Origin of the sequence: Holdemania massiliensis AP2, assembly GCF_000327285.1 — a bacterium.
Taxonomy (GTDB): Bacteria; Bacillota_I; Bacilli_A; order Erysipelotrichales; family Erysipelotrichaceae; genus Holdemania; species Holdemania massiliensis.
Map to the genome: position 1 here is coordinate 522,498 of NZ_HE998568.1, position 17,521 is coordinate 540,018.

The 17,521-nt window shown below is 49.0% G+C and carries 20 protein-coding genes; 1 reads left to right on the forward strand and 19 read right to left on the reverse strand.

The genetic code is table 11. The annotated features are described in order from the left end of the window. Positions 1-86 precede the first annotated feature (86 nt). From BN162_RS10280 to BN162_RS10295, 4 genes are all read right to left on the reverse strand, one after another. Positions 87-1,280 (reverse strand): MraY family glycosyltransferase, encoded by a 1,194-nt coding sequence (locus BN162_RS10280; RefSeq protein WP_020225009.1) that lies wholly within the window; start codon positions 1,278-1,280, stop codon positions 87-89. A gap of 59 nt (positions 1,281-1,339) precedes the next feature. Further along, complete coding sequence (gene mreB, locus BN162_RS10285; RefSeq protein ID WP_081587922.1) at positions 1,340-2,326, reverse strand: rod shape-determining protein; 987 nt, start codon at positions 2,324-2,326, stop codon at positions 1,340-1,342. Positions 2,327-2,454: 128 nt separating this feature from the next. Continuing rightward, complete coding sequence (locus tag BN162_RS10290) at positions 2,455-3,087, reverse strand: M23 family metallopeptidase (RefSeq protein ID WP_167540017.1); 633 nt, start codon at positions 3,085-3,087, stop codon at positions 2,455-2,457. Positions 3,088-3,135: 48 nt separating this feature from the next. Continuing rightward, positions 3,136-3,336, reverse strand: coding sequence for a DUF1146 domain-containing protein (locus BN162_RS10295; RefSeq protein ID WP_020225012.1), 201 nt, complete (start codon positions 3,334-3,336; stop codon positions 3,136-3,138). A gap of 205 nt (positions 3,337-3,541) precedes the next feature. Here BN162_RS10295 and BN162_RS10300 point away from each other — a divergent pair, with 205 nt between their 5' ends. Then, positions 3,542-4,027, forward strand: coding sequence for a hypothetical protein (locus tag BN162_RS10300; RefSeq protein ID WP_147612173.1), 486 nt, complete (start codon positions 3,542-3,544; stop codon positions 4,025-4,027). 87 nt (positions 4,028-4,114) lie between these two features. Here BN162_RS10300 and BN162_RS10305 read toward each other — a convergent pair whose 3' ends face one another. From BN162_RS10305 to upp, 15 genes are all read right to left on the reverse strand, one after another. After that, positions 4,115-5,596 (reverse strand): M56 family metallopeptidase, encoded by a 1,482-nt coding sequence (locus BN162_RS10305; RefSeq protein ID WP_020225014.1) that lies wholly within the window; start codon positions 5,594-5,596, stop codon positions 4,115-4,117. A gap of 10 nt (positions 5,597-5,606) precedes the next feature. Further along, entirely contained in the window at positions 5,607-5,960 is a 354-nt protein-coding gene (locus tag BN162_RS10310; protein WP_020225015.1) for a BlaI/MecI/CopY family transcriptional regulator, read from the reverse strand. 241 nt (positions 5,961-6,201) lie between these two features. Then, entirely contained in the window at positions 6,202-7,758 is a 1,557-nt protein-coding gene (locus BN162_RS10315) for an FAD-dependent oxidoreductase (RefSeq protein ID WP_020225016.1), read from the reverse strand. Positions 7,759-8,437: 679 nt separating this feature from the next. Continuing rightward, a complete protein-coding gene (locus BN162_RS10320; protein WP_020225017.1) occupies positions 8,438-9,718 on the reverse strand; it encodes an amidohydrolase family protein in 1,281 nt (426 codons plus the stop codon). Positions 9,719-9,913: 195 nt separating this feature from the next. Continuing rightward, positions 9,914-10,306: an ATP synthase F1 subunit epsilon gene (gene atpC / locus BN162_RS10325; protein ID WP_020225018.1), complete on the reverse strand. Its 393-nt coding sequence runs from the start codon at positions 10,304-10,306 to the stop codon at positions 9,914-9,916. A 3-nt stretch (positions 10,307-10,309) separates the two neighbouring features. Further along, on the reverse strand, positions 10,310-11,713 hold the full coding sequence (gene atpD / locus BN162_RS10330) for a F0F1 ATP synthase subunit beta (RefSeq protein ID WP_020225019.1): 1,404 nt from the start codon (positions 11,711-11,713) through the stop codon (positions 10,310-10,312). A 14-nt stretch (positions 11,714-11,727) separates the two neighbouring features. Next, on the reverse strand, positions 11,728-12,570 hold the full coding sequence (atpG, locus tag BN162_RS10335; protein WP_020225020.1) for an ATP synthase F1 subunit gamma: 843 nt from the start codon (positions 12,568-12,570) through the stop codon (positions 11,728-11,730). A gap of 3 nt (positions 12,571-12,573) precedes the next feature. Further along, positions 12,574-14,094, reverse strand: coding sequence for a F0F1 ATP synthase subunit alpha (atpA, locus tag BN162_RS10340; RefSeq protein WP_020225021.1), 1,521 nt, complete (start codon positions 14,092-14,094; stop codon positions 12,574-12,576). 4 nt (positions 14,095-14,098) lie between these two features. Next, positions 14,099-14,641, reverse strand: a complete 543-nt coding sequence (locus tag BN162_RS10345) for a F0F1 ATP synthase subunit delta (RefSeq protein WP_020225022.1) — start codon at positions 14,639-14,641, stop codon at positions 14,099-14,101. After that, positions 14,622-15,146: a F0F1 ATP synthase subunit B gene (atpF, locus tag BN162_RS10350; protein WP_020225023.1), complete on the reverse strand. Its 525-nt coding sequence runs from the start codon at positions 15,144-15,146 to the stop codon at positions 14,622-14,624. The genes BN162_RS10345 and atpF overlap by 20 nt, the downstream gene beginning before the upstream one ends. Before the next feature lie 40 nt (positions 15,147-15,186). Then, a complete protein-coding gene (atpE, locus tag BN162_RS10355) occupies positions 15,187-15,417 on the reverse strand; it encodes an ATP synthase F0 subunit C (RefSeq protein WP_020225024.1) in 231 nt (76 codons plus the stop codon). 21 nt (positions 15,418-15,438) lie between these two features. Then, on the reverse strand, positions 15,439-16,164 hold the full coding sequence (locus BN162_RS10360; protein WP_020225025.1) for a F0F1 ATP synthase subunit A: 726 nt from the start codon (positions 16,162-16,164) through the stop codon (positions 15,439-15,441). Beyond that, a complete protein-coding gene (locus BN162_RS10365; RefSeq protein WP_020225026.1) occupies positions 16,157-16,510 on the reverse strand; it encodes a hypothetical protein in 354 nt (117 codons plus the stop codon). Before BN162_RS10365 ends, BN162_RS10360 begins: the two co-directional genes overlap by 8 nt. A gap of 9 nt (positions 16,511-16,519) precedes the next feature. Next, positions 16,520-16,705 carry an AtpZ/AtpI family protein gene (locus BN162_RS18375; RefSeq protein WP_147612174.1) on the reverse strand — a complete coding sequence of 62 codons (186 nt, stop codon included), beginning with the start codon at positions 16,703-16,705 and terminating at the stop codon, positions 16,520-16,522. Next, a complete protein-coding gene (gene upp / locus BN162_RS10370; protein ID WP_020225028.1) occupies positions 16,705-17,325 on the reverse strand; it encodes a uracil phosphoribosyltransferase in 621 nt (206 codons plus the stop codon). Before upp ends, BN162_RS18375 begins: the two co-directional genes overlap by 1 nt. Positions 17,326-17,521 lie beyond the last annotated feature (196 nt).

The window sequence follows — 17,521 nt, forward strand, 5'->3', positions numbered from 1 at the left end:
ATAGATTTGATTGTCGTCATTTTCAAGTCAGTGAACAAGATCGCACAGTAATCCATGCTTGTTGGTCATTGCAAGATGATCTTCACTTAATTCTGGGAGTCTTCATCCGGCTCTTCCGCATCCATGCTTTCTGTTTCTTCTATTTCAGATTCCGCTTCCGTCAGAATCTCACTGGCATCACTGGGATCTGTTTCCTCCAATAAGACTTTCTTTTTCGGATGGCCTGTCAGCCGTCGGCATAAGCCTAGCAATGGATGCCATTTCGGATTGATCATCTCCGTCGCTTCGATGAAAATCTCAGCGACAAACGTCAGAACAATTAACAGGATAAGTCCCCACTGTTCATTGAAATAACTCAGCACCGCGCAGCCGCCAAATAAAATCGTTACCAGATACAGCACCAGCACGGTATTGCGGTGTCCCAACTTCAGTTTATACATGAGAATATGATGCAGATGGGAGCGGTCTGCCTGCATGATTCCTTTTCCGCTCAGCTTGCGCCGGATCATCGCGATCAATGTATCCGAAATTGGAACGAACAGAATAATGACCGGAAACCCTAACGTAATAAACGTGGTTGTCTTAAATCCCAGCAACGACAGGCACGCCAGCGTAAAGCCCAGAAACAGCGCCCCGCAGTCACCCTGGAAAATTGAAGCTGGATGGAAGTTGTACGGCAGAAAACCAGCGATGGAACCTGCCAGAATCAATGAAATAACCGGAATATCCCGCCGTCCCATAAAGAAGCCGATAAACCCAATCGTGCAGACCACGATAAAGCAGATGCCTGCCGACAAGCCATCAAGGCCGTCGATCAGATTGATCGCATTGGTCACGCCGACGATCCAGACAAAGGATACCAAAAAGGAAAACGGCATCATATTGATTTCAATTCCAAACGGCAAAGTAATCGAAGTTAAACCAATCCCTCCGACTAAGATTGCGATCAGCGCCCCGGCGACTTCAAACAAGAGTTTTTTTAACGGCGACAGATTAATCATATCGTCGAGCAAGCCGCCCAAAAAGACCACCGAGCCTCCGATCAGGATGCCGTTAATGGTCGAATCCGCTTTCAGGAAACAGGCCATGGAAATCATAAAGGCGACGAAAACGGCCAAACCGCCCATCTGCACTATCTTTCCGTGATGTACCGTCCGGTTATTTTCCACCGCGTAGACCTTTAAGGCAAACCCGATGCGCTTCGCAATCGGTACGCAGATTAAGGAAATCACAAACGGCAGTGCAAAGAACGGAAAGGCGCCTTCAATCAAATGCAGCATTGAAAGTACCCCCAAACTACGATAAAGAAATATCGCTGACTCAGCGATATTGTTGGTTACTAGCGGACAAGATGCAGATTTTCCAGCATGACGCCGGTGCCTTCCGCAACACAGGACAACGCATTTTCAGCGACATACACTGGGACGTTCAGTTCATTGATCAGCAGCTGATCAATGCCCTGCAAAAGTGCTCCGCCGCCAGTTAAAACCACACCGCGGCTGACGATATCAGCACTCAATTCAGGCGGCGTCTGTTCTAGGACTGTGCGGCATGCCCGGACAACATCCTGCAAGCTTTCCCGCATCGCCAGCTCTGTTTCTTCTGAATTTAATGTGATCGTGTGCGGCAGACCGGTGACCAAGTCACGGCCGCTGACATCCATTGAATCGCTGCGGCTGCCTCTCCAGGCAGTGCCGATGCGCTTCTTGATTTCTTCTGCGGTACGATCACCGATCAAAAGCTTATAGCTTTCCTTAACATATTTGATCAGATCGCGGTCGAGCTTATCGCCGGCAATCTTCAAGGATGTACTGGTGACGATTTCACCCAAGGATAAAATCGCAACGTCTGTCGTACCGCCGCCGATATCCAAAACCATCGAGCCTGTTGGCTTGGCAATATCCAAACCTGCACCGATGGCTGCCACCTTCGGTTCTTCTTCAATGTAAACGCGTTTTGCACCGCAGCGGTAAGCGGCATCGCGAATCGCGTTCCGTTCAACCGATGTGATGTTGGATGGGCAGCAGATTAAAATCGTCGGACGGGAGAACATGCCTTTCAGCTTTAATTTGCGGATAAAATGCTCAAGCATGAGTTCCGTGACTTCAAAGTCAGCGATAACACCGTCTTTTAACGGACGGATCGCCATGACCCGTCCCGGTGTACGGCCCAGCATTTCCTTCGCATCCTGGCCGACTGCCAGACACTTCTTCGTTTCCGCATCTAATGAAACAACGGAAGGCTCGTTCAACACGATGCCCTCACCTTTAACGTAAATTAATGTATTTGCAGTACCTAAATCGATACCTACTTCTTTGGTAAACAACATAAACCAACCTCCGCATCTCGTGTAAACACAAACATTATAACACAACTCCTCAAAATAACACCAGAATTAATGAATTTGTAACTATTTCAGAAGCGTATCTCTCAGAAAAAAACAGCACCGAAGTGCTATTTTATTTCAGCCGGTTTCATGCCGATGATCGTTGCCGGATCAATCAGCTTACCGTCCTTCTGCACCACGACATGAAGATGGATTCCCAGATCCTTGTTATAGATGTTTTCTCCGGCTAAACCGAGAACATCGTTCTGATTGACAACCTGATCTTTTTTCACCGACACCTGAGATAAACTCTGATACGTAATTTCCAGATCTTCTCCGGTTTTGACCGTCACGCTTTTTCCAAACATCGCGTCTTCCTTGACTTCGGTTACCGTACCGCCTAACATCGCAGTCGCTTCAAAGACTTTGCCGTCATAAGCATAATCCAGTCCCTGGTTCGGCCGGTACACGCCTTCAAATTCGGTGACAGCCTGAGCGAGGACATCCTCACTTTTTGTTTTCTCAAAGAAATGCAGCACTTCCTTGGCGTTGATCGCAAACGGTGCGGCAACGGTTTCATCGGCCGGCAGCACCACCGGAATATGCAAAGAAGCAACGGCGTCCGGCTGATTAACCGGAAGGACGGGACGGTTGTTGAATAAAGTGGAATTGGCAATGAAGAAGCCGGAGATCAGAATCAGGATCATCGTCATTAAAATGACCGCGGCCGCTTTGCCCTTGGTACTTTTCTTTTCGTACATATACATGGATTTCACCTCTAGTGGTGAGTATGTCCATGTCCTTTTTATTTATACATGAATCTTGATGACGAGATTGAGTAAAAACTGCGCGGATAAAAGCGCGATGCACATCGCGACCAAAAGATAAAGCAGCTGTGCCTGAACAACACGACCGCTGCGGATCAGTTTTTCATAATTCAGCGCCTGCATGGCATAGAGCGCCAACGCAAAACAGCCTAAGTGCACAGCGACACGAACGATTGCCTCCATAAAGAATCTTCCTTTCTTCTTATCGGGAAAGCCGGAATTCCCTCGTTTTTCTCATGATAGCGATTCTTGACAGTTCTGTCAAATTTCTTACGGTTCCTCACTTCCTATTTTCCGCTTTCCGCGCTTCCTTTATAATGAAAACAAGTGAAAGGACAGCGTGCTGATCTCCAGCATTTCTGACCTGAATGATATGGAAGGAGAAATTATGCATAAATATCGTTTATACAATGTCCTGTTTCCCCTCTGGTTTTTCCTCTTCATCCCTTCAACCGGATTTTTTATCCTAACCTTCATCGGCAACATCATCATTGATACGCTGGTCCTGTTCTTAGGCTGCAGGCTCAATCATCAGGACTTCAAATCAGCCTGGAAAAAATGTTTCCTCTGGATCTTTGGATTTGGCTATCTCTCCGATTTTATCGGCGGTGCTCTGTTGATGTTCATTTCCTTCAGTGTCGGCAGTTCTGTTGCCTATGCGATTCAGTTTAATCCGTACGCTCATCTTCTGGGCTTTCTGATCACCGCTGCGATCACCGTGTTATCCGGCGGCTTAATCTATTTGTTCAATTTAAAAATCAGTTTTCGCCGGCTTCCTTGGACATTGTCTGAGAAACGGAAAGCCGCGCTCTTACTGGCAATTCTGACAGCACCATATCTGTTTTTATTTCCTTCCATCATTCTTTACCGGTAAATAGGGAACATCTTTATTTACTCAATGAATAAGGATAATCCCGGCGCATTGCTTTCTCGCAAAAGACTGTACCGGGATTTTTTAACTTTATTTCACAACGTATGTTTTCAGCTCTGTGATCCTCCCTAGATCATCCCGAACCACATACACATCCACGTCCCCTTCATCATTCATAAAATAACGCCCCGCCATCGAATCTTCAAAATTCCTGACCGGTTTTCCTTCATAAGTATATCGTTGATTCTGATAGAGGATCGCATGTGCCTGATATTCCTTTTGAAGCTCCGCTTCATCCAAATTCAGATAGGCGTCAATATGGAATGCCTGCACTTCGGCATGGAACTCTTCCGCTAATGCCGCAGCAGCTTTTTGTTTCAGCGCCGCCAGTCCGCTGTCAGGATTGTCTTTCAGCACCTGAATCAGCGCCTGATCTGCCCGGCTGCGAGTTTGCGATGACAGCGAAAGATTAAGATCTCGCCTCAGCTCGGCTTCCAGGATAAACCGGGAATCGGAACTGGAACAGCTGGAGGATAATTCTGCGATAAACGGTGCCTGAGCAGCCGCAGCGGTGAACATCGAAAACAGAGCGATGAAGCCCACACAGGCAACCATCACAATTTTCCGCAATGGCTTATATGCGGCGATCTTGCGCACTCGCCGTTCCACTTCATTGCGGCTAAAAGCACAGTAGTTCCAGGCGAATTTCAGCTGCTTCCGCGACATCTGAATCAATGCCCGGGCGTAACTCTGCCGTTGTTCCAGATTCATTTGCGTCAGCACGCTTTCATCACACGCTTCCTCTAGATCACGGCTGATCGCATTGACCATGAGCCAAACCAGCGGATTAAACCAATGGATGCTTAAGGCTGCCACAGCGGCCAGCTTCATCCAATTATCATGCCGACGGATATGCGTGCATTCATGCTGCAGGATATTCCGCAGAAGCTCACTGTCGGTAAAATCCAGCGTTGAAGGCAGGAAGATCAAAGGTCTTCGCAAACCAAAAACTAAGGGTCCCTGAATCCGATCGTTGAGATAGACTTCGGCTGTGACCTTTTGGGCGTCCAACACTGAAATGATCCGCGGATCCCCTTCGATCAAAACACTGGCATCAAACTTACGGCGTGTCTGGATAAAGTGCCAGATCAGAAATATCCCCGTTGCCAATACGCCTGTCGTATAAATTGTTTCAATATTCCAATTCAGCTGAAAAGCAGGGGCTTGCATAGCTATCTGTTCTGAAATCTCATTGTTTACTGAGGTCTGCGTCTGCGTTCCTTTCTGAACTGCCGGGGCTTCATCCATGACAACGATATTCGTGCTTTCCGCAATGCCAAACGTTCTGAATTCAGCCCAATTTCCCCATTTCGAGAATGACGTCAGATTCAACGGACTGGATATTGAAAAAGGAATCAGCAGGCGAATTAAAACACAAATCCAAAGCAAAGGAAACAATCGCTGCGGCAGAAACCGCCCGAAACCTTTTTTTAACAGAATGACAATGACGATCATCCCCGCCCCCACAAGACTCATCAGAATCAATGGCATATTCATTTTTACAATCCACATTGTCTGTTCCTCATTTCATTTTCTCGATCAGTTTTAAAAGTTCATCGGCTTTTTCATCACTGAGTCCTTTGGTTTTTAAGAAGGAAGAGAAGAACAACTCATCGCTGCCGCCGAACATTTTGTTGATCAGCTCCTCTGTTTCCTCACGCTGAGCTTCCTCCCGCTGAATCAAGGCTTCACATTGAAAATTAGGCTCCGTCCGCAGCACGGCTCCTTTATCAACGCATTTTTTAATCACCGTATACGTGGTATTCTTATTCCAGCCGACGGTATTGCCTAATTCATCCGCAATTTCTTTCGCCGGCGTTTTCCCGCGCCGCCATAAAACATCCATGATCTTTAGTTCTGAGTCAAATAGCTTCATCTCTGCCTCCTCAAGACTATTACAATAGTCTTCATGATAGTTATAGACTACTACAATAGTTTAAAGTTGTCAAGACGATTCCGATAGTCTGATTCTAAGATGAAAAAGATTTATATCTTACGCCGTTTCCAGCTGCAGAAGAACAATCATGTCCATCGCTTCTTAAGCAGTCCATTTGGAATAAAAAAACGACGTTTCTCATCGAATGCGCCGTTTTTAATCGATTTCCCTGTTCTGATCGTCAGGCTTTTGACCATTGAACAGCCTTGATTTCTCCCCGCTGTTCGGTTGCCGCTTTGATGCCGGCAATTTTCCCAAAAATCATGGCCTGCAGCAGCCCGTTGCCGGACATATATGCGGCTCCATCACCCGAAGAAAAGCCTTCTGTACAACCCCCTGCCGCATAAAGGCCCTGAATTACAGAACCATCCACGCGCAGCGCATGGGCATCCACATCGGTAGCAATTCCGCCTTGTGTATGCCGAATTTCCCCAGTAATCTTAATCGCGTAATAAGGTCCGTCGAAATTGGCCGGCAGTTTTGTGCGGTTATATAGATCCTCGCCTTTTTCGATACCCGCCTGATACTGACTCACCGTCTTGTTCATTACTGCCGGATCTACGCCAATCGCCGCAGCTAAATCATCAATGGTTTCCGCTTTGAACACAATCCCTTCTTCATCCCATTTCGCGAAATTTGCGCATTTTTCTTTTTGAATATCTGTGAAGCAGAGATAACAGAGGTTGTGACTCTGCGCCAGAATATGCGGAGTTAATTCGGAATATCCGCCGTACTCGTTGCAGAAGCGGTGGCCTTGTTCGTTAATAAAGATCCCGCCGTTATTCGCTAAGCCTTGATCGCTGGTTGTATCGTTGTCCACATTGTGGAAGGCATAGCCCTGATATGCTCCCATGCAGGCCAGCTTCGCCCCCAGCTGTTCGCCCCAGAGAATCCCTTCGCCTGTCGCTCCGCTTGCGACAATCTTAACCGCCGGCAGCGTTTCTGGGCAATACTGCGCCAGCATTTCATCGTTATTGCCAAAACCGGAAGAAGCCAGAACCACATTTTTAGCTTCGATCACAAATTCTTTTCCTGCTTTATCCTTGCCGTAACATCCCGTTACGACATCGCCTTCTAAAGTCAGACCTTCAACTGAGAATTCCAGCAGAGTCGTAATGGCTTCCGTTGCATTGAGCGTATCGATCATCGCTTGAGTCATGCCTGCACCGTTGCCCTCAGCATTGTGCATGCGGTATTCCGACTGACCATAGTATAGAGAATCCATGATTGTCCATTTCACACCCATTTCGCGTGTCCACTCAATCATATCTTTGGCATTTTCACAAACCGTATAAACGAGCTCTTCACGAACACTGTAATTATTAGGACGCAGAATATCACGGGCATTGGCTTCAACTGTATCGTCAGTCACACCATAGGCCAATTGTTCTTCCGTACCGGTTGCCGGAATCTTGCCGCCGGACAGAATTGTCGCGCCACCCAGCATGCCCAACTTTTCCATTAACAGGACCTGAGCGCCGTTCTGTGCTGCCGCAATCGCCGCACAGATGCCCGCGCCGCCTCCGCCGATCACCGCGACATCAGTGGTTAACTTCTCCATTTTAGAGAAATCCAGCGGACACAACCCCGTTTTGCTCGTCGCGTTGTATTTCGGTGCTGCCGGGGTATTCTCCGGCGTTTTCCCTGAGTCGTTCTGTTGGGCGCATCCGCCAAGCACACCCAAGACTGCCAACGAGGCCGAACCTTTCAAAAAGCTTCTTCTGGAAATTTTAGTCATTCATTTTCCCTCCTCTATGAATGTTAAAGTCAGTATAATACGAAAGAAATAGCACGTCAATATATTCACAAGAGTCCAGCAATCGTGATCTTTTCCGCGTTGATAAACAACAGATGACATTCGTGCTAACCTTACTTTATAGTCCAGGCATGGAGCATGTTGATTTTCCACATCGTCTGAATCCTGTAACAACCTTAATCAACTGTTCGTCCTTCTAAGACCAAAGCCGCTCTAAATACTCCGTTCCCGCGATCATTTTATCGCCTTACTCCTGTTTTGATTATAGAATATTTTAAACACTCCGAGAAATTTCATTCCGATTTCAGAATCTTTTTATAAATACCAATTATTTTTTCCGATATAAATATTTACAAAACGGAATGAAACGATTATATCGGAATTCTATTAAACCCCTGTTTTTTATCTGTGCTTAATAAAATCGCGCTAATATGCAAAAGAAGTTTTAGACTTCTTCATCTAAAACTATAAAAACAAATAAACTTTTCAACTTTCAAGTTAAAAACTTTGATTATATTCAACCTTATTTTTTGCAGCTACTTAACTAACTGATCATCAAAACCAATGACTGCATCATCATTGCTTGTTCCTTAACCATTTTGAAAACAGACCGCCGGGCTGCCGCTTACAGTCCGACGATCTGTTTCTTTTCATTCTATATTTAAATAAACGGATCGAGTGCCTGTTCCACATCCGACATTTTCTTAACCTGCGGATCCGCATAACGCTTGCCGCGGGCGACAACCATCTTAATATTCCGCAATGCTGTGAGATCGTCCAAAGGATTCTTCTCAGTGACCATGAAATCCGCGCACTTCCCGACCTCAATCGAACCGGTTTGATCGCCAATGCCGACTAATTCCGCATTCCGTTTCGTTGCGGTGTATAAGGCAAACGTATTGGATACGCCGCAGAACTTATGGAAATAATTCACTTCCCGCCACATATCGTAATGGGTGATATAGGGACAGCCCGTATCCGTACCTAAGCCAACTGGGATTCCATTCGCCAAGCACGCTTTCGCACACTCCACAATGCCGTCAAAAACGATCTTGCCGTTATATTGCTCCATTTCAGACACATGGCTGACATGACGGTCGAATAACGCAAACGGCAGGGCCGGCGACAACGTGGCTACCTGACACGCTTTCCGATCTTGAAACAGCTGGATGATTGCCTCGCTCGGCAATGCCCCATGTTCAATCGTATCTACCCCATTCTCCAACGCAACCTGCACGCCCTGCGGACTTTCCACATGCGCCGCGACATGCAGACCTAACGCGTGCGCTTCCTCGCATGCCGCTTTCACAATTTCCGGCGACATTTTTAACTCTCCAGGTTCGCCTTTGACCTTCGCATCCAAGACGCCACCGGTAATCATCAATTTGATCAGATCCGGCTTGTCCTTGGCAATCTGACGGACATAAGAACGAGCTTGCTCTGGAGTTGTAGCCTCATAAGCCAGGGAACCGGCCATGTGCCCGCCAGGTACAGAAATCGCCATATTTCCCGCCAGGATCCGCGGACCGTCCATCTTTCCCGCTAAGATAGCATCTCGGATCTGCGTGTCGACGTCCTCAACGCCGCCAACCGTACGAATCGTTGTCACTCCGCTCATCAGCTGCGTCTTCGCATAACCTTCGCACATTTTCAGCATGATCTTGCGCAGGAAATTATTGCTTGTCATCAGCTTTACTAATTTCTTCGGATCACTCTGCTTTTTCTTTGGTTTTCCACTGGCTGGCAGATGAACATGCAGATTGATCAGCCCCGGCATGATATAATGCCCTTTCAAATCGATGATCTGCGATCCATCATAAGCCGCCTGACACGGCTCAACCGCCACGATTTTTTCCCCTTCCGTTACAATCGCCAGCCCTGTCTTAGGCTGCATGTTCTCCGATCCGTCCAACACAATTCCATTGATATAGACTGTTTTCATAAGTCACCCTTCCCTTTGTTATTATTATAAGAGTTTATTCTGCAGATTGAAACCGCTTTATACCGGAACGTATGAATTACCGTGGAGCTTATCTTGATAAAGCTTTCTCTAAGTTGACCGTTTATATTTTTTCCGGCTTCACTTTTAAAAGAAAAACGACGGTTTCTTTCTAAAGAAAGAAATCGTCGCTTAGTTTTATTTTACTTCGCCTTTCACCGAAATTCGATTCATGGCCTTCTTCAGAGCAACTTCAGCACGGCGGATATCCATATTGGGATCCTCCATCCGAGCTTCAGCCCGCTGTTTGGCCTCCTCTGCCCGGCGCAGATCAATTTCCTCTTTGGACTCAATCGCATCGGTCAGGATCGTTGCCAGATCATTTTCAAAATATAACAGACCGCCGGCGACCGCGTATTCCCTGCGGCCGTCGCTTTCTTCCGTAATCATGCGGGATATGGCCAGCGGTGTGACCAGCGGTACATGACGGGATAAGATTCCCAGCTGACCGACAGTGCTGACCACATTCAGGATGGTGGTATCCAGTTCCTTCGCCAGTCCTTCCGGCGTCACCACGCGGCAGTGGATCATACGCTACTGCCCCAGCTGACGGGCTTTCTCCGCCGCTTCTTCAATCGTACCAACAAACATAAAGGCCTGTTCCGGCAGATCGTCATATTTTCCCGCCAGCAGTTCCTTGAAGCTTCGCACAGTTTCCGCTAAAGGAACGTAAGTTCCCTTATAACCGGAGAACTGTTCGGCAACATGAAACGGCTGCGACAGGAAGTTCCGCGCCCGGCGTGCCCGGTTTACGATCTTCTTATCTTCATCCGACAGTTCATCCATACCCAAAATCGCGATGATGTCCTGCAGCTCTTTATAGCGCTGCAGTAACTGCTGGACGCCGCGGGCCACTTCGTAATGTTCATCACCCACGACTAACGGATCCAGCATCCGTGAGCTGGATTCCAGCGGATCGACCGCCGGATAGATACCTAAAGCCGCGATGGAACGATCCAGAACCGTCTTCGCGTCCAGATGCGAGAAGGTCGTCGCCGGAGCCGGGTCTGTCAAGTCGTCCGCCGGAACGTAAATCGCCTGAACGGAAGTAATCGAACCCCGCTTGGTTGATGTGATGCGCTCCTGCAGCTGTCCCATTTCTGTCGCCAGCGTCGGCTGATAACCCACCGCAGACGGCATCCGGCCTAACAGCGCCGAGACTTCTGAACCCGCCTGGGTGAAACGAAAGATATTGTCAATAAACAACAGAACATCCTGACCTTCCTGATCGCGGAAGTATTCCGCCATCGTCAAGCCTGACAGCGCCACGCGCATTCTTGCGCCCGGACTTTCGTTCATCTGACCATAGACCAGAACCGTTTTGTCCAGAACGCCGGAGTCCTTCATTTCGTGGTACATGTCATTGCCTTCACGGGTTCGTTCACCGACCCCAGCCACAACGGACATGCCGCCATGTTCCTTGGCAATGTTGTGAATCAGTTCCTGCATCAAGACGGTTTTGCCAACCCCGGCGCCGCCGAACAGGCCGATCTTACCGCCGCGGGCATACGGGCAAAGCAGGTCGATGACCTTGATGCCGGTCTCCAGAATTTCCGCCGACGTCAGCTGTTCCTCAAAGGAAGGCGCAGCGCGGTGAATCGGCAGTTTCTTGTTCGGTTCCGGCAAGCCGCCCAAACCGTCGATCTCATCGCCCAGGACATTGAACATCCGGCCCAGTACCTGCTGGCCGACCGGTACGCTGATCGGCGCTTCGGTATCCAGACACTCCATACCGCGGACCAGACCGTCAGTCGAAGCCATCGCGATGCAGCGAACAACGTCATCGCCGATATGCTGAGCGACTTCAACGGTAATCCGCTGTCCTTCGCCCTTATCTACAACAATCGCGTTGTTTAACGCCGGCAGATTTCCGGCGGCATACCGAATATCGACAACCGGTCCGATGACCTGTACGATTTTTCCAATATTATTAGCCATAAACTCTCCTTTCGCTACGAGGCATCGGCCCCGGCGACAATTTCTGTGATTTCCTGTGTGATCGCCGCCTGACGCGCCTGGTTATACTGCAGTGTCAGCTTATCGATCAGCTCGTCGGCATTGTCCGTCGCGCTTTCCATCGCAACCCGGCGCGAACCCTGTTCCGCCGTTTTCGTCTGCATGTGCGTGCTGTAAAGCAAAGAACGGACATACATCGGAATCAGGGATTTTAGGATTTCATCCGGACCTGGTTCAAATAAGGTTTCCACCTTAAACTCCCGGCCTTCCCGCTCCATCGGACTGACCGGCAGCAGCGTCAAAAGCTGCGGGGTAAAGGTTACCGCATTGACAAACTGGCAATAAAGAATCTGAATCTTTCCGATTTCACCGTCAACATACAGATTCAGCGCTTCATCCGCCAAATCGTTGAACACATAGAAATCCACATGATCGGACCCTATCGGCTCATGGATCAGATTGAATCCTTTCTGACGCAATGTACTGGTGCCTTTGGTGCCAATCACAATCATCGGATCCTGCGGATCCAGGATTTCCTGAGCCATCCGCAGCAGGTTGGCGTTATACGCTCCGCACAGCCCCATATCCGAGGTAAACATAAACGTTAAGGTGCGGGGTGATTGATTTTTCTTTAAATAGACGCAGTCACTTTCCGGATTGTTCGCCAGAATCTGACTGACCATCTGACGCAGCGTATCCGCATATTCCCGGTTTTTTTCCATCTGAATGCGTTGTTTCTGCAGCTTGGCATTGGCGATCAGCTCCATCGCACTGGTTATTTTCCGGGTGGCGCTGACGGAACGAATGCGTCCCTTTAACGCTTGCTTTCCCTGCGCCATGCACTACATCCCGCTGATCAGCTGAAACTGCTGCAGATATTCATCCATCGCCTGCTTCAGCGCCGCTTCCAAATCCGCATCCAATTTTTTCTCTGTGTCAATCCGATCGATCAGATCGGCTTTGTCCTGTGCAAAGAATTTATGCATGCCTTCTTCAAAGTTCTTGATCTGTTCGACCGGTACGTTCTTCAGATAACCGTTCTTGGCGGCAAACAGTGATAAAACCTGTTCGCTCATCGTTAACGGCGAATACTGTCCCTGCTTTAACAATTCCGTCAGCCGCGCGCCATGATCAATCGTCGCTTTGGTCACCGGATCCAAATCGGAACCAAACTGCGAGAAGCTGAGCATTTCATGATACTGCGCCAGATCCAGCTTCAAGGAACCGGAAACCTGCTTCATAGCCTTGGTCTGCGCCGCGCTGCCGACTCGGGATACAGACAATCCGCTGTCCACCGCCGGACGGACGCCGGCATTAAACAGTTCTGTCTGTAAGAAGATCTGACCATCCGTAATCGAAATGACATTGGTCGGAATGTAGGCCGAAATATCGCCGGCCTGTGTTTCAATGATCGGCAAGGCGGTTAAAGAACCGCCGCCCAGTTCATCATTCAGCTTTGCGGCCCGTTCCAGAAGCCGGGAATGCAGATAGAAAACATCACCCGGATAAGCTTCACGTCCCGGCGGTCTTCTTAATAACAGCGACATGGTACGATAAGCGACCGCATGCTTGGAAAGGTCATCATAGATGATCAGCACGTCTTTGCCCTGTTCCATCCATTCCTCACCAATCGCGCAGCCGGCATACGGCGCCAGATACTGCAGCGGAGCCATTTCACTGGCCGTTGCCGCAACAATCGTCGTATATCCCATCGCATCATGCTGCCGAAGTTTCTCCATAATCTGCGCCACGGTGCTGGCTTTCTGACCGATTGCGACATAAATGCAGTACACATCCTGACCCTTCTGATTCAGGATGGTATCGACGGCAATCGCGGTTTTGCCGGTTTGGCGGTCGCCGATAATCAGCTCACGCTGGCCTTTGCCGATCGGAATCATTGAGTCGATTATTTTTAAGCCTGTCATTAACGGCTGATGCACGCCTTTCCGCGTCATAACCCCGGGCGCTACCCGTTCAATCGGACGGGTTCTGTTACAGACAATCGGGCCCTTGCCGTCAATCGGCTGGCCTAAGGCGTTAACTACCCGGCCCAACATCCCGTCGCCCACCGGAACTTCGACAATCCGGCCGGTTCGTTTGACTTCATCGCCCTCTTTGATCAGCGTATCATCGCCCAGCAAGACTGCGCCCACATGGTCTTCTTCCAGATTCAGCACCATGCCGTAGACATCATGCGGAAACAGCAGCAGCTCGGATGACATCGCTTTGTCCAATCCCTGAATTAAGGCGATTCCGTCGCCGACACGAATGACATAGCCGACGTCGTTCGACTGAATTTTATCTTCATAGTGCTTGATCTGTTCTTTGATCAGGGCACTGATTTCTTCAGGTCTTAAACTCATTCTCTCACCTGCTTTCCTTCAACAGTTCACTTTTCAGTGATTCAATTTTTGATTTCATGGAGCCGTCAATCACCTCGTTGCCGATCACCACTTTAAATCCGGAAATTAACCGCGGATCAACCCGGTTGGTCAGTTCCAGACTTTGTCCATGACTTTGAGTCAGAGCTTCAGCAATGCGGATCATGTCTTCTTTTGCCAGTTTGCGTGCCGAGTACACATAACCCTCGGCTACCCCGCGTTCGGCGTTTTCCAGACTGATAAATTGACGGAGAATCTCAACGGTGTTCTTCGTTCGCTTTTTATCAATCAAAAGATCCAGAAAATGCACAAGCAAGGGATCAATCTGACCGGAAAACAAAGTGTTAACCATCTGTTTTTTTTCTTCCGCACTGATCTTCACCGCGTTGAAAAAATCCAGCAGCTGCGGATTTTCTTCCACCACTGCCGCTAAATAACGGGCCTGCTGACCCCAGTGAACGAGGTTTCCGGTTTCTTTAGCCAGTTCAAAGAGTGCCTGGCCGTACCGTTCAGCGACCTGACTGGCCATACGCTGTTACTTCCTTTACAAATTGATCGACAGCCTGGCGATCGCTGGCTTCGTTGCTTTTTTCTCCGATCAGCTTTTCGGCCGCGCTCATCGCCACCTCAACCATCTCTTTGTGGATTTCACTTTGCATCTGTGAACGTTCCAACTCAATCTGGCCGCGGGCCCGAACGATCTGATCATCGGCTTCGGTTTTAGCCTTGCGGACAATTTCTTCCCGCACCGACTTGGCTTCCACCGTCGCTTTTTCAATGATCGTCTGTGACCGTGTCACCGCTTCCTTCAGCTGTAAACGGGCATCCTCACGATCCTGCAGCGCCTGTTGGTGAGCTTGTTCGCTCGCCGTCAGTTCTTCCTGCATTTTCTCGGCACGCCGATCCAGCATGTTGGTGATGCTCTTCCACAAAAACTTTTTGATGATCAGAAACAGCACCAGCGTAGAACACAGCTGCGTCAGCATCGTGATCGGATTGGGAAGCAATTGGCCTATTACATCAATATCAATCATATCTTCCCTCCTGCTCTATCCGTTTCGTATCGAGGCCCGATCAGAACGCGAAGATCAGCAGGATCGCTACCAATAAGCCGTAAATAGCGCAGGTTTCAGATAAGGCGATACCCAGAATCATCGTCGAACGAATTTTACCTTCAGCTTCCGGATTGCGGCCGATAGCCTCAACCGCCTTGCCGGCGACAAAACCTTCACCAATACCTGTCATCATACCGGTCATAACAGCCAGACCAGCGCCGATAGCGATTAAACCTTTTGCGATATCCATAATTTTTTCCTCCTAAAATGGTTATGCTTTTTTCATTTCTTCCGGAACTTCATTGCCGATGAAGACCATCGTCAGCGTAATGAAGATCAGGGTCTGAATAAATCCGGCGAACAGATCGAAGTAGAAATGCAGCGCCGGGGTCAGAATCGGGGCGATAAAATTGACCGCCGATCCGACGGGAACGAGTAAATTAATCAATGCAGTCGAGCACCATGACGTAAAGCTGTAGACCAAAGACATAATGATGCCTCCGCACAACACGTTGCCGAACAGTCGCAAGGACATCGACAGAATCGTCGAAAATTTGCCGAAGATATTCATCGGCAGAAAGACCGGCATCGGTTCAATAAAGGCGTGCATATACGCCTTAAAGCCGCCGGCTTTGAGCTGGGCAATCTGAACGAGCACCCAGGTAACGATCGTCAGCATCAGCGTGACGCTGTAATTGCCTGTGGGAGAAGAGAAGCCGAACAGGCCCAGAATATTGCTTAAAAAGATGTAAATCGCAATCGTCGTGACATACGGCGACAGATTTTTAGCGATCCGGGGTCCGACATTGTCCTTGACCTGGTTATCCAGCGTTTCCACCAGCATGATTGCCAACAGAACCACGCCGTGCGGTTTGGCCAGCGGATCGGTTTTATCAATCTTTTTAGACAAGGCGATCACGGCCAGACACAGCAGTGCCGTCACGCCCAAGATGATGAACACATCCGACTGAATCGTCAGGTGCAGCGGTTTACCCATCTTTTTCCCTCCTTTCTAATATTGAATCAAGAATCAAAACGATCTTCATCAGAAACAGGCCGCCGGCGGCTGCGAAGATATTGAACACCTCCGGAACCAGCGCGGAAATCAACAGCGGCATCGCCATCAGAAGATAGCTGAACAGAAAATGGCCGATCAATCCAAGTTTTCCCGATGCCTGCTGATCTAAAACCTGATCACAGAACATCGTTGTGCGCCAGTACAGCAAAACCGAAATGGCGCCGCCCAGGATGAAGCCGGACGCAATCCGCCAGTCAGTCAGGACCCCGATCAGCACGACCAGGCCCGACAGGATCAGCGTCAATGAAATTCCTTGTTTACGCATACGTTTTCCTTATTTCGTTTTCGTCAGCTGCCATAAGGCCGCAAACGCACACCCAGCCCCGCAGAGGATGCCGCCGATGACACCCCAGGGGCGAATCCCGCAGGTCTCATCCAGCAATAGCCCGATCAGCGTCGGCGCCAGAATGGATACGATCACGGTGAATCCCAGCGTCATCGCCTGGATCCAGCTTTTCACTATCGCGTGCCGAAAATGCGGTCGCCGGCATCGCCAAGTCCTGGAACGATGTAGCCTTTTTCATTCAGGTGATCATCCAGCGCCGCCAGATAGATATCGACATCCGGATGCGCTTCTTCAACAGCTTTGACGCCTTCCGGAGCCCCGACTAGGCAAACCAGCTTGATTGTCTTCGCTCCGCGCTTTTTGATCATATCAATCGCGGCCACCGCGGAGCCTCCGGTTGCCAGCATCGGATCCAGAACCATATTTACAGCATCCGGCATCGTATTGGGAAACTTGGCAAAATACTCATGCGGCTGAAGTGTTTCTTCATCGCGGTACAGACCAATAAATCCAACCTTGGCTGTCGGAATCAGATCAGTAATGCCGTTGACCAGTCCCAGCCCGGCGCGCAGAATGGGAATCAGAACAATTTCCTTCGATAATTCTTCAGTCTGACATTCACAGATCGGCGTTTGAATCATAACCGGCTTGGTCGGCAGATCGCGGCAGATCTCATAGGCCATCAACCCGGCAATTTCATCGAGGTTCTGCCGGAAGTCTTTGGTTCCGGTTTCCACCTTCCGCATCTGAGTCAGCTTGTGCGTGATCAGCGGGTGATTCATGACTTTTAACATAAGCTCTCTCCTTCTCTTTGCAAAGCGTTATCATTTGTTATTATACCATTGAAAAAGTGGAAAATACAAAGGATTCCGTCAGTTGTGCATCGAGTTTTCTCACGCCCTCCTTTTCGGTTGATATTATACGGAAAAATCGCCTTTGGCAACATAGACAAACCGCAGAGATTGTCAGGAAAAAAGACAATTACAAAGT